Source organism: Nonomuraea sp. NPDC003214 (assembly GCF_053590035.1).
On the sequence record NZ_JBSFSX010000002.1, the window covers coordinates 44,140 to 56,408 of the forward strand.

Genomic DNA, 12,269 nt, shown 5'->3' on the forward strand with positions numbered 1-12,269 from the left:
CTATTCCTCAAGGGAAAGTGCGGCTTTGGGACAGGACCGCACCGCGTGACGCACGCGGTCCAGCATCTCGGGGGGCGGTTCGGGCAGCAGGACGTGGAGTTCGTCGTTGTCGTCCACCTCGAACACCTCTGGCGCGAGCCCCATGCACACGGCGTTGGCCTCGCAGACCAGGTAGTCGACGTTGATCTTCATGTGAGCCTCCGGTGATCCCATGAGACCACTTTGCCGGGCTCCACGGCGTACGCGAACCGTTTCCGGCCGGTCTGCTCGACATAGGGGCGCAGGAGGTCGTCCGCCACGCCCGGGGTCGTCCGGCGGGCGACGGCCATGCCGACCTCCATCGGGTCGTCCAGCCGCACGGCCTCGCCGTAGATCAGGACCCCGCGCAGCTCGGCGTAGTCCTCGCCGGCCTCGATCAGGCAGCTCACCCGGCGGTCGCGCGCCAGGTTGCGGGCCTTCTGCGACTTGGCGTACGTCCAGAAGGTGATCCGGCCCTTGCCGTCGAGCCCGTGGAACATGGTCACCAGGTGCGGGGTGCCGTCGGGGTTGATGGTCGCCAGTTGCAGCTTCCTGGCCCCCTCCAGCAACGCGGTGACCTCGTCGTCCGGCATCGCGATGCGAGCGCGCTGATTCACGCTGCCAGTAGAACAGGTTGCATTATGCCGGGCAAGAGGGCGACGGAATGTTGTTCGGTTCGACTAGGGTGCAGGGCTATGACGATGCCCCCCGCGCTGCGTTACGCAGCCGAGCACGCCAAGGGATTCATGCCGTCGCAGGAGGGCCTGGCGCTGTTCGAGACGGCCTGCGTCTACGGGCCGCGCGGGCCGATCTGCGAGATCGGCACCTACTGCGGCAAGTCGGCCATCTACCTCGGCGCGGCGGCCCGGCAGACCGGGTCCGTGGTCGTCACCGTCGACCACCACCGGGGCTCGGAGGAGATCCAGCCGGGCTGGGCCCACCACGACCCCACGCTCGTCGACCTGCGCTTCGGCAAGATGGACTCGCTGCCCACCTTCCGCGCCACGATCGCCGCCGCCGGGCTGGAGGACGAGGTGATCGCGATCGTCGGCGGGTCCGAGCGGGTGGCCGCGCTCTGGGCCACGCCGCTGGGCATGCTGTTCATCGACGGCGGCCACTCCGAGGAGCCGGTGACCCGCGACTACGAGGGCTGGGCGCCGCACGTGGTGATCGGCGGCGCCCTGGTCTTCCACGACGTCTACCCCGACCCGGCCGACGGCGGGCAGGCGCCCTACCGCGTCTACCGGCGCGCGCTGGAGTCCGGCGCGTTCACCGAGGTGCGCGCCGAGGGCTCGCTGCGGGTCCTGGAGCGGGTGGCCGACGGAATCTAGACCTGGTGGCGGCGCGCCCAGAGGCGGCGCGTGTGCGCCTGCCAGGCCTGGTAGTCCTCGTGGGTGTGCGGGTCGTGGCCCAGGATCATCAGCGCGGTGTCGGCCCACGCGGCGGCCTCCTCGGGCTCGCCGCCGGTGAGGATCGGCACCGCCTGTGCCACGTGGTCGGGCAGCGGGCCCGCCTGCGCCCTGGCGGCCACCGCGAACGCGCAGCCCTGCGCCAGGTGCGGGCGGAAGCCGTCGGCGCCCGCGTGGTCGGTGAGCCACCACAGCTCGTCGGCCTCCGCGCCGCCCGTGTAGGCCGCCGCGAAGCCGACGCCGCTCCACAGCGCCGCCCGCCGGATCGCCGGGTACGAGGCCACCCTCGCGGCCACGTCGTCGGGCGAGGCGCAGTCGTGATACCACAGCAGCCTGCCGAGCCCCTGGTCGAAGAGCGCGCAGTGGGCCCGGGACAGCAGGTCGGGCATGGCCCGCTCGCCCACCATCCGGTCCGCCCTGGCCATGCTCCACCCGAACCCGAACCCGTCGACGGCCAGCCAGCGCAGCAGCGGGTGCGCCCGGCGTCCGGCGCGGACCGGGCGCAGCCGCAGCAGCGCGTAGCCCCGGCCCGCGCCCAGGTGGGCGGCGAACGGGTGATGTGCGGCGGGGCCGGCCAGTAGCTCGCGAAGGCGCCGGCCCCGGGTCAGTGTGATCAGATCGAGCACCGCGCACGCGGCCCCGGCGCCTTCGTAGGCGAAGGCCCGCTGGTCGTGCGGCAGATCCTCGATCCTCTCGATTACCTCCGAAATGACGGCATTGAAGCCGAAGACATATGACTTTTCGGCATTCTCGATGACCGTCCGGGAAGGTCCCCGCGTCAGCCGGAACCTCCGCCTGCTCAGATCGGATTCGCAGGCATCCTTCATCAGATACCTCCGCCACCCGCGCACCTGCGCCGGCGTCGGCTCGGTCCCGACCTGCTCCAAGAACGTTGTTGTGCCCGTGTCGCCCACGCTTCCCCCGAAGACGCCTCGTACGGCCACCCACGAACCTAGTAACCGCAATACGCCATTGCCCGCAACCGCTCGGCTTGTCCGGGCAAAGGATCGGCAAAACCCCTTGCGGCCTCGGAACGCGGCTCGTACGGGAAAGTCAGGCGCGGGCGGGGGTGCAGCCGCAGACGTCGGCGCGCACGGGCGCGGGCGAGGTGGCGGCGACGTCACGGAAGAGGCCCGAGCCGCCCGTGAGGCCCGACAGGGCGTCGGCGGCGAGCACGACGGCGGCGGCCGTGTAGCCGGACCGCTCGTGCGGGAAGTGCTTGCGGTTGGCGAACTGCCAGCCCGTCCAGTACGAGCCGTCCTCGTGCCGCAGGTGCTGCATGTCGGCGAACAGCGCCGCGGCCCGGTCACGGTCGCCGACCGCGTCCAGCGCCAGCACCAGCTCGCACGTCTCCGCCCCGGTCACCCACGGCTGGTCCGACACGCAGCGGATGCCGAGCCCCGGCACCACGAACGTGCCCCACTCCCGCTCCAGCAGCTCCATCGCCTGCGCGCCGCGCACCGCGCCGCCGAGCACCGGGTAGTACCAGTCCATCGAGAAGCGGCTCTTGTCGGCGAACGCCTCCGGGTGGGCGGCCAGCACGTGCGCCAGCCGGTCGGCGGCCAGCTCCCAGTGCGGCTGCGGGTCGCCCAGCCGGTCGCCGAGCCGCACCCCGCAGCGCAGGCCCTGGTGGATCGAGGAGCAGCCGGTCAGCAGCGCGTAGTCGGCCGCCCGGCCGTGCGCGTCGCGCTCCCACACGATCTCGCCGCGGCCGGTCTGCAGCCCGGCCACGTAGTCGAGCGCTGCCTTGACCATCGGCCAGCGCTCCCGCGCGAAGTCCTCGTCGCCGTTCACGAGCAGGTGGTGCCAGAGCCCGACCGCGACGTACGCGGCGTGGTTGGACTCGCCGCCGTGCTCGACGGCCGCGCCGCCGGTGACCTTCATCGGCCACGAGCCGTCCTCGCGCTGGTGGCGCGCCAGCCAGTCGTAGCCGTGCGCGACCGGCCCGGCGAGTCCGGCCACCGTCATGGCCATCAGGCACTCGACGTGGTTCCACGCGTCGACGTGCCCCTCCGGCCACGGCACGCCGCCGTCGTCCTGCTGGATCGCCGCGATGCTCTCGGCCGTGCGGACGACCTGCTCGCGCGGGATCACGCCTCGGGCTTCCTGACGTAGAGCACGACGCTCTTGCCGATGACCGGGTTGAGCAGGGCCTCGGCGATGCGGGTGGCGGCCGGGCGCTTCATGATGTCCCAGACCAGCAGCTCGTGGTACGCCTTGGCGAGCGGGTGGTCGTCGTTGTTGACGCCGACCGCGCACTTGATCCACCAGTAGGGCGCGTGCAGGCCGTGGGCGTGGTGGTGCGGGCCGATGACGAACCCGGTGGCCTTCAGCTTGGCCGACAGCTCCGCCAGCGTGTAGATGCGCACGTGCCCGCCGGGGGCCGTGTGGTAGTCCTCGTCCAGCGCCCAGCAGATCCGCTCGGGCAGGAAGCTCGGCACGGTGATCGCGGCGGTGCCGCCCGGCTTGAGCACCCGGAAGATCTCCCGCATGGCCGCCATATCGTCGGGGATGTGCTCCAGCACCTCGGCCGCGATGACCCGGTCGAACCCGCCGTCCTCGAACGGCATGTCCAGCGCGGTGCCCTGGACGGTCTCGCCGGAGGCCCCCAGCGGCACCTCGCCCGCCTTGTCCATGGCCACGAACATGGCCGCCACGCTGTCGAGCTCGGCCTGGTCCATGTCGAACGCGACCACGTCGGCGCCGCGGCGCAACACCTCGAAGGCGTGCCTGCCGCCGCCGCAGCCGAGGTCGAGCACGCGCACGCCGGGCCCGACGGGCAGGCGGTCGAAGTCCACGGTGAGCACTGGGCGAATCTCCCTTGCAGGTCAGCGGGTACGACGGGCCGCGATGGCCTCGCGGTAGGCCTCGACGGTCTTCTTCGCGACGACGGTCCAGGTGTAGCGCTCCATGACCCGGTCGTAGCCGGCCTTGCCGACGCGCTCGCGCTCCTCGGGCGAGTCGTGCAGGCGGCGCAGCACGGCGGCCAGCTCCTCCGGGTCGCCCGGCGTCACCTGCACGGCGGCGTCGCCGACCACCTCGGGCAGCGCCCCGGTGCGGCTGGCGACCAGCGGCGTGGCGCACGCCATGTGCTCGACGGCCGGCAAAGAGAAGCCCTCGTAGAGCGACGGCACGACCGAGATCTCCGAGGTGGCGATCAGCTCGCCCAGCTCGTCGTCGGAGATGCCGTGCAGGAACCGGACCCGGTCCTCCAGCGACAGCTCCTTCACGAGCTGCTCGGTCGGCCCGCCGGGGGTCGGCTTGCTGACGACGGTCAGGTTGACGTCGCGCTCGGTGGCGAGCTTGGCGACCGCCCGCAGCAGCGTCGAGACGCCCTTCATCGGGGAGTCGGCGCTGGCCACGGCCACGATCGAGCCCTTGCGCCGGGGCTTGTCCGGGCGCGGGTGGAAGTAGCGGGTGTCGACGCCGAGCGGGATCAGGCGCATGTTGGCCTGCGGCACGTTGAAGTCGCGGTGGATGTCGGCCAGCGACGACTCGCTGACGGTCAGGATCGGGTTCAGCCGGGGCGCGACCTTGGCCTGCATCTTCACGAACCCGTACCAGCGGCGCATGGTCAGCTTCTTGGCGCCCTTGGCCGCCTCCAGCTCGATGCGCCGGTCGACGCTGATCGGGTGGTGGATGGTGCCGACCACCGGGAACAGCTTCTGGATGCCGAGCAGGCCGTAGCCGAGCGTCTGGTTGTCCTGGACGACGTCGAAGTCGCCGACGCGCTTCTTCAGCTCACGGTGGGCGCGCAGCGTGAACGTCAGCGGCTCGGGGAAGCCGGCCGTCCACATGGTGCCGACCTCCAGCACGTCGATCCAGTCGCGGTACTCGGCGAGCTTGGGCGTGCGGAACGGGTCCTCGTCGCGGTAGAGGTCGAGGCTGGGCACCTCGCGCAGGATGACGCCCTCGTCCAGCTCGGGGTAGGGCGGTCCGGAGAACACCTCGACGTGGTGGCCGAGCGCTACCAGCTCGCGTGTCAGGTGGCGGAGGTACACGCCTTGGCCACCACAGGTGGGCTTGCTGCGGTAGGACAGCAGCGCGATCCGCAGCGAGTCGCTCACGGACACCCCTTTCTCCTGCCCGGTAGGCCCTGTGGAAGGGCGTGTACCGTGAAAGATGACCTTAGTCCGAGAAGGCTACCATTCGGTAGGTCATCTGGAATTGTTCACAACGGCTTCGACAGGCCGTGCGAACTGCGACGTTGCCGTGACCGAGCGTGGTTCGGTGGAACGTGTTCTAGGTGAGCGGTCATGGGCATGGCAGTACATTCCATCCCAATGGATGCGGCGGCACAGTTGGAGGACCCGTTGGCCAGGCGCGCTCTGATCACCGGCATCACCGGCCAGGACGGTTCCTACTTGGCGGAGCACCTGCTCGGCCAGGGATACGAGGTGTGGGGGCTGGCCCGCGGCCAGGCCAACCCGCGGCTGTCGCGGATCCGCAAGCTGCTGGCCGACGTCCAGGTGGTGCGCGGCGACCTGCTTGACCAGGGTTCGCTCATCTCGGCGGTGGAACGCGTTCAGCCCGACGAGGTCTACAACCTGGGCGCGATCTCGTTCGTGCCGATGTCCTGGGAGCAGGCCGAGCTGACCGCCGAGGTCACCGGGATGGGCGTGCTGCGCATGCTGGAGGCGATCCGGGTGTGCTCGGGCGTGTCGCGAGGGTCGCGGGACTCCGGACAGATCCGCTTTTATCAGGCTTCATCCTCCGAGATGTTCGGCCAGGTCGCCGAGACGCCGCAGAACGAGGCCACCGCCTTCCACCCGCGCTCGCCCTACGGCGTGGCCAAGACGTACGGCCACTTCCTCACGCAGAACTACCGCGAGTCCTACGGCATGTTCGCCGTCTCCGGCATCCTGTTCAACCACGAGTCGCCGCGCCGGGGCGCCGAGTTCGTCACCCGCAAGGTCTCGCTCGGCGTGGCGCGGATCAAGCTCGGCCTCGCCGCCGAGCTGCGCCTGGGCAACCTGGAGGCCCGGCGCGACTGGGGCTTCGCCGGCGACTACGTGCGGGCCATGCACCTGATGCTGCAGGCAGGCACGCCCGAGGACTACGTCATCGGCACCGGCCACATGAAGTCGGTGCGCGAGCTGGCCGAGGCGGCGTTCGCGGCAGCCGGGCTCGACTGGGAGCGCTACGTCGTCACCGACAGCTCCCTGCACCGCCCGGCCGAGGTGGACCTGCTCTGCGCCGACCCGAAGAAGGCCCGGGTGCAGCTCGGCTGGGAGCCGACGGTCTCGTTCGACGAGCTCGTGGCCATGATGGTCGAGTCCGACCTGCGGCTGCTGACCGACGGCGGCGACCCGGACCAGGAGAGTTCCTGGCCGTAGCGCCCTCCCGGAACCGCCCGGCGCTTCCGCGCGCCCTATGGCCGTAGTGCCCCCCGGAACCACCCCGCGCTCCCGCGCGCCCTATTGACAAGCAAGTTTTTTACGTAAAGAGTGATTTTTGCAATGAGAGACGTCCTGTACCTGGAAGCGATCGAGCAGGCCGAGGCCCTGCTCAAGCCGCAGCGCGTGGAAGTGCTGCGGCAACTCGCCGAGCCGCGCACCTGCACCGAGGTCGCCGCCCGGCTCGGCCAGACGCCTCAGCGGGTCTATTACCACGTCAAACGCCTCGTCGACGCCGGGCTGGTCGACCTGGTGTCGGAGCGCAAGGTCCGGGGCATCAACGAAGGCATCTACCAGGCCGGCGCCCGCTCCTACTGGCTGTCGCCGCGCCTGGTCGGCCGCATCGGCCTGGCCAAGGCCCGCGACGAGCTGAGCCTCGGCTACCTCCTCGACCTGATGGAGGAGGTCCAGGCCGACATCGCCGCCCTCGACAGGTCCGCGCCGGAGCTCCCGTCGATCGGCCTGTCGGGCGAGATCCGCGTACGTCCAGAGAACCGGCAGGAATTCCTCAACGACCTCCAGAACACCCTGCGAGACCTTTTCACCCGCTACGGCGGAGCCGAAGGCGACGCCTTCAAGCTCGTCGTGGCCTGCTATCCCAAGGAAGACGACCATGAGTGAGCCGATGATCCTCCGTGCCCGAGTCCAGGCCCCGGTCAAGGAGGTCCGCAACGCCCTGACCGATCCGGCGCTGCTGCGCGTGTGGCTGGCCGAGCACGCCGAGGTCTCACTGCCCGAGCGCTACGCCTTCTGGGGGCGCCACACGCCCGAGGGCGACGCGCCCCACCAGCGCCTGCTCCACGCCGACGACGACACCGTACGCGTCGCCTGGACCCTCGACGGCGTCGAGACCACGGCCGAGATGTCCGTCGAGGAGGAGACGCCCGACAGCACGATCGTCACCGTCTCGCAGACCCACTTCGACTACCGCGAGGCCATGACGGAGAGCAGCATCCGGGGCGTGCTCCAGACCTACTGGTGCCTCGCGCTGGCCAACCTGGCCGAGCACTTCGAGGGCCGCGAGCTCACGCCCAAGGTCGACTTCACCTCCGACGACCTGCGCGCCACCGTGACGATCGACGCCGCGCCGTCGGCCGTGTTCGAGTCGCTGATCGACAGCGAGGCCGTCACGCGCTGGTTCGGCTATCCGATCGAGATCGAGCCGCACGTCGGCGGGCGCTACGCCATGGGCGGATTCGACAACGACCCGCACCCGGCCAAGGTCCTGGAGCTGGAGCCGGAGCAGCGCCTCACCGTCGACTGGGGGCCCGTGGGGATCAGCTCCTGGGAGCTGGAGGGCAGCGAGGGGCGGACCCGGCTGACGATGGTGCAGAGCGGCTTCGACCGGCCGCCGTACGCCGCCTGGGCGGGCAACCTGTCGGGGCTCGCCGAACTGCGCCGCTACCACGAGATCCCGGCCTGGCAGCCCCTCTGGGTGAGCTGACGGCCTGGGCTTGCCTCCCGGGGTTGTCCACAGAACCGCGTTCTGGCCTCGGGGGGCGTCCTGGTCCGGCCCATCATGGTGCCCGTGAACGCCCCTGGCCCCCGCCCCTCTCCCTTCCGCACGGACACCGGCACCGTCCCTCGTACGGGCGCCGGATCCCTGCTCGACCGCGCCCGCCGCGTCACCCGTGCCGTCCCCCGGGCCGTGGCGTGCCGCCGGACGGCCGCGCACATCTGGGGCCTGCACCCGCTGAGCACCGTCACCCCCGAGGCCGCCTGGCCCGTCGAGGTCATCGCCCCCGCCCACGTGGCCATCCCGGGCTGCGTCACCCACGTGACCCGCCTGCCCGCCCGCGACATCACCGAGCACGACGGCGTCCGCGTCACCACCCCGGAGCGCACCGCCCTCGACTGCGCCGCCCACCTGCCCAGGCTCGACGCCGTCGCCCTGCTCGACCGGTTCCTGCGCGCCGGGGTCGACCTCGACGCCGTGTGGCGGCGCTCCCCGTCCGACCGCGTCCACGACCTGCTCTCCCTCACCGACCGGGGCGCCGCCTCACCCAGGGAGAGCTGGCTGCGGGTCATCCTCGTCGACGGCGGCCTCCCCAGACCCGCCACCCAGATCCGCGTCCCCCTCCCCGAAGGCCGCAGCGCCTACCTCGACCTCGGCTGGGAGCCGCACCGGCTCGCCGTCGAGTACGACGGCCGCGCCCACCACACCACCCCGGCCGACCGGCGCCACGACGAGACCCGGCGTGACGAGCTCCGCCACCACGGCTGGCGCATCATCGTCGTCGGCCGCGACGTCATCCCCGCCCACAGCGCCGACCTGCTGGAGAACGTCGCCAACGCCCTCATCGAACGAGGCTGGCGGCCCACCCCCGACGAGACGATCCGCATCCTGTCCCGCATCCGCGCCCTCCGCCGCCGCCCCGCCCTGCCCCACCAACGCCGCCGCTACTACACCCCCCGTCGGGAGTGACGCCGGTTGCGCCGGGGCAAACCCCGCCAATGCCGCCCGTTCACCACCGCCGCTGGGAATATTCGCAGGTCAATATGGCTGAACGGCTTCGCGGGGCCACCCCCAGGCGTCACAATGTGACTGCGGCCATCGCCCCCTCCTTCCTTCGTCCTACCGCTGCTGTCCGAAGGTCTCCCCGCGATGGCCGCACCGCTTTCCCCTCCCCGAGCGCCCGCCCTCCGGCCCCTCCGGCCCCTCAGCCCCCTTCGGCCCTCAGCCCCCTTCGGCCCTCAGCCCCCTTCGGCCCTCAGCCCCCTTCGGCCCTCAGCCCCTTCGGCTCCGGCCCCTTCGGTGCCTCGGGACCTTCGGACTTCGGACCTTCGGCCCCTCCGCCGCGTAGGCGCCGCCGCCCGCCGCTCCTCAGGCCCCGGCACTCCCGGAGTCCGGTGCGTGAGTGCGGCCCTCAGATCCCGCCCTCGGGGCCGGCACTTCGGGGCTCCCGCTCGCCGGGCTCGCGCCCTGGGCCCGCGTCTCGGGTTCGCGCCCTCCGGTCTGCGCCCCCGGGGCGGTGCCCTCTGGGACCGACGCTCCAAGCCCGCCCCAACTTGGCGGCCCGCTGGGCTGTCCCCAAGGGGCCGGTGCTCAGGCCCCGCCCTCCAGGCCCCCGTCGTCAAGGTCCCCGTTTGTTCCAGAGTCCGTCTCCGTACGCCCCGTCCCCAGGCCCCCGCCCCCAGGCCCCCGCCCCCAGGCCCCCGGTCCCCGGTCCCCGGTCCCCGTCCCAGGGCGGCGCGGGCGCCCTCCCCAGACCCCGTCCCCAGGCCCCCGTCCCAGGGCGGCGCGGGCGCCCTCCCCAGGGCCCCGTGTCCAGGGCTGGTGGGCAGGGCCCCAGAGGGTCGGTAGGGTCCCGCCCTCAGGGCCGGTCGGCAGGCCCGGTGCCCGGCTGCGGGCTTCGGGGCCGCATCCACCGGGTCTCACCCTCCAGGCCCGCTCTCAGGGTCCGCCTTTCCCGGGCCCCGTCGTTCCAGAGTCCGTCTCCGTACGCCCCCGGGTTGGTCGGCCGGTGCGGTGGGGCGGGTTCGGCTCGCAGGCCCTTGGCTCGGGGGTCACCCGGGTTGTGGGGGTGGTCGGGTGGGGTGGGGCGGGGTGGGTGAAATTCTGGTGGTTCGCGCGGACACGTAGGGGGTGGAAGCCAGCAGCGTTCGGAAGGCCTGACGAGGATGACGCGTGAGTGAACGAGACGACCGGTCCCGGTTCGAGGCGGTGTATCGGCGAACGTATGAGCAGATCCTCGGGTATGCCGTGCGGCGGTGCGCCTCGCCGGAGGATGCCGCCGATGTCGTGGCCGAGACCTATGTGGTCGCCTGGCGGCGGATGAGCGAGTTGCCGGACGGCGAGGCGGGCAGGCTGTGGCTGTACGGTGTGGCCCGCCGGGTTCTGGCCAATCATCGCCGCAGCGAGCGGCGCAGGCTGACCCGGCACACCGAGCTGACCGCCGAGCTCGAACGCCTCTACGCCCCGCCCGTACACCCGTCCGGTGGGCATGACGGCGTGGCCGAGGCGATGGGCATGCTGGCTGACGGTGATCGGGAGCTGCTGGCCCTGGCGCTCTGGGAGGAGCTCGACCCCGGCGAGATCGCCACGGTGCTGGGCTGCTCCCGCAACGCCGTCCGGATCCGCCTGCACCGGGCCCGCAAGCGCTTCGCCAAGGCCCTGGAGAAGACCCGCCCGTCGGCCGCCGGGTTCGTGGCGCGGACGCTCATCGAGAAGGAGTCAGGGTGAACAACGACGAGATCTTCAAGGGCCGGGCGCGCGTGCTGGACGAGGATCTGGCCGGCCGGGTGTCCACCCCGGGGGCGGACGCGCTGCTGGCCGAGGTCGTGTCGCTGGAGCGCGTCCCCGAACAGCGGCGGCGGCGTCTGCGCGCTCCCGGTCGCGCGCTGCTCGGCGTGGCCGCGGCCGCCGTGGCAGCGGGGGTCGTGGTCCCCGCGATGCTGTCCGGCGGCACGATCTCCGTCGTGCCCCAGCCGGGCGAGTCCCAGCCGGGCGAGTCCCAGCCGGGCGAGTCGCAGCCGGGCGGGCCGCAGCCGAGTGCGTCGCTGTCGGCTCCGGCGGGCGGGTCGACCGCTCAGCAGATCCTGCTGGCCGCGGCCGTCGCCACGGAGCGGGCCCCGGCGAGCGGCGACTACTGGCGCACCACGACCGTCTCACGGTGGATGCTGCCCGATCCCACGCGCGGCTACATGCTGGAGGGCAGCCGGTCCCTGGAGACGTGGCTGGCGGTACGGCCGGAGCTGCAGAGCTGGCGCATCAGGCAGGATCTCGGGGTCAAGCCCGCGACCGCGCGGGACGAGCAGGCGTGGCGGGCCGCGGGGGCGCCCGCGAGCTGGCGATATCCCGAGGACATGAGGACGGACAACCTGTTCTCCGTCCCGTCCCGGCCGCTGAGGACGGCGGCGGGGGAGCGGTCCGCCGAACGGCTGTACGGCAAGTGGAAGGGCACGGCCGGTCACCTGATCGGGGGGCCGCTGACCTGGAAGCAGGTACGGGCGCTGCCCAGCGACCCCGGGAAGCTCCGGAGCTACCTGGAAGAGGGCATCGGCCGGCTGGATCTGGCCGGGTCCGGGATGGACGTGAAGGAGGCCAGGGCGCACATCCTCCTGCGCGACTGTGTGGAGATCATCAGCCGGCTGCCGGCGTCGCCCGAGGTGCGCGCGTCCGCGTACCGGATCCTGGCGTCCCTGCCCGGTATCCGGGCCGAGGGGGAGGTGACGGACCCGCAGGGGCGGCGCGGGCAGGCGCTCGGCTACCGGGAGGAGATCGAGCCGGGCGTGTTCGCCCGGGTTCAGCTCGTGGTGGATCCGGGTAGCGGGCTGCTCCTCGCCGAGGTGCGGAGGCACACCACCGATCTCGCCGACGGGCGGCAGGTGGAGTTGCGCCACTCCACCTCGTTCCAGGCGATCGGCTGGACGGACGAGCGGCCGGGCCTGCCCGCGCGGCGTGACTGAGGCCGGACCCTTGATCGGTTGAGGGCACCCCGAGAGG

13 protein-coding genes are annotated in these 12,269 nt (G+C 72.1%); 7 read left to right on the top strand and 6 right to left on the bottom strand.

The annotated features are described in order from the left end of the window. Together ACWDXC_RS05160 and ACWDXC_RS05165 are read right to left on the bottom strand one after the other, a co-directional pair. The gene (locus ACWDXC_RS05160) at positions 1–192 is read right to left on the bottom strand and encodes a ferredoxin (RefSeq protein WP_219500917.1); all 192 of its coding nucleotides are present in this window, start codon (positions 190–192) and stop codon (positions 1–3) included. After that, positions 189–635: a pyridoxamine 5'-phosphate oxidase family protein gene (locus tag ACWDXC_RS05165; RefSeq protein WP_219500919.1), complete on the bottom strand. Its 447-nt coding sequence runs from the start codon at positions 633–635 to the stop codon at positions 189–191. The genes ACWDXC_RS05160 and ACWDXC_RS05165 overlap by 4 nt, the downstream gene beginning before the upstream one ends. A gap of 84 nt (positions 636–719) precedes the next feature. Between ACWDXC_RS05165 and ACWDXC_RS05170 the strand changes: the two genes are divergently transcribed. Continuing rightward, positions 720–1,349, top strand: coding sequence for a class I SAM-dependent methyltransferase (locus tag ACWDXC_RS05170; protein ID WP_219501191.1), 630 nt, complete (start codon positions 720–722; stop codon positions 1,347–1,349). Here the strand turns inward: ACWDXC_RS05170 and ACWDXC_RS05175 are convergent. From ACWDXC_RS05175 to ACWDXC_RS05190, 4 genes are all read right to left on the bottom strand, one after another. Further along, entirely contained in the window at positions 1,346–2,254 is a 909-nt protein-coding gene (locus tag ACWDXC_RS05175; RefSeq protein ID WP_449978242.1) for a DUF1702 family protein, read from the bottom strand. The two genes, ACWDXC_RS05170 and ACWDXC_RS05175, sit on opposite strands and share 4 nt — an antisense overlap. Before the next feature lie 226 nt (positions 2,255–2,480). Next, positions 2,481–3,521, bottom strand: coding sequence for a prenyltransferase (locus ACWDXC_RS05180; RefSeq protein WP_449978244.1), 1,041 nt, complete (start codon positions 3,519–3,521; stop codon positions 2,481–2,483). Then, positions 3,518–4,234 (bottom strand): class I SAM-dependent methyltransferase, encoded by a 717-nt coding sequence (locus tag ACWDXC_RS05185; RefSeq protein ID WP_219500925.1) that lies wholly within the window; start codon positions 4,232–4,234, stop codon positions 3,518–3,520. The genes ACWDXC_RS05180 and ACWDXC_RS05185 overlap by 4 nt, the downstream gene beginning before the upstream one ends. 21 nt (positions 4,235–4,255) lie before the next feature. After that, a complete protein-coding gene (locus tag ACWDXC_RS05190; RefSeq protein ID WP_219500928.1) occupies positions 4,256–5,500 on the bottom strand; it encodes a glycosyltransferase family 4 protein in 1,245 nt (414 codons plus the stop codon). Between the two features lie 240 nt (positions 5,501–5,740). On the opposite strand from ACWDXC_RS05190, the gene ACWDXC_RS05195 reads away from it, so the two are divergent. From ACWDXC_RS05195 to ACWDXC_RS05220, 6 genes are all read left to right on the top strand, one after another. Further along, the gene (locus ACWDXC_RS05195; RefSeq protein ID WP_246644112.1) at positions 5,741–6,763 is read left to right on the top strand and encodes a GDP-mannose 4,6-dehydratase; all 1,023 of its coding nucleotides are present in this window, start codon (positions 5,741–5,743) and stop codon (positions 6,761–6,763) included. 123 nt (positions 6,764–6,886) lie between these two features. Then, the gene (locus ACWDXC_RS05200; RefSeq protein WP_449978248.1) at positions 6,887–7,444 is read left to right on the top strand and encodes an ArsR/SmtB family transcription factor; all 558 of its coding nucleotides are present in this window, start codon (positions 6,887–6,889) and stop codon (positions 7,442–7,444) included. Continuing rightward, positions 7,437–8,267, top strand: coding sequence for an SRPBCC domain-containing protein (locus ACWDXC_RS05205; protein WP_449978250.1), 831 nt, complete (start codon positions 7,437–7,439; stop codon positions 8,265–8,267). The genes ACWDXC_RS05200 and ACWDXC_RS05205 overlap by 8 nt, the downstream gene beginning before the upstream one ends. Before the next feature lie 84 nt (positions 8,268–8,351). Further along, the gene (locus tag ACWDXC_RS05210; protein WP_449978252.1) at positions 8,352–9,248 is read left to right on the top strand and encodes a hypothetical protein; all 897 of its coding nucleotides are present in this window, start codon (positions 8,352–8,354) and stop codon (positions 9,246–9,248) included. Positions 9,249–10,451: 1,203 nt separating this feature from the next. Continuing rightward, on the top strand, positions 10,452–11,006 hold the full coding sequence (locus ACWDXC_RS05215; RefSeq protein ID WP_449978254.1) for an RNA polymerase sigma factor: 555 nt from the start codon (positions 10,452–10,454) through the stop codon (positions 11,004–11,006). Further along, positions 11,003–12,232: a CU044_5270 family protein gene (locus ACWDXC_RS05220; protein ID WP_449978256.1), complete on the top strand. Its 1,230-nt coding sequence runs from the start codon at positions 11,003–11,005 to the stop codon at positions 12,230–12,232. Before ACWDXC_RS05215 ends, ACWDXC_RS05220 begins: the two co-directional genes overlap by 4 nt. Positions 12,233–12,269: the final 37 nt, after the last annotated feature.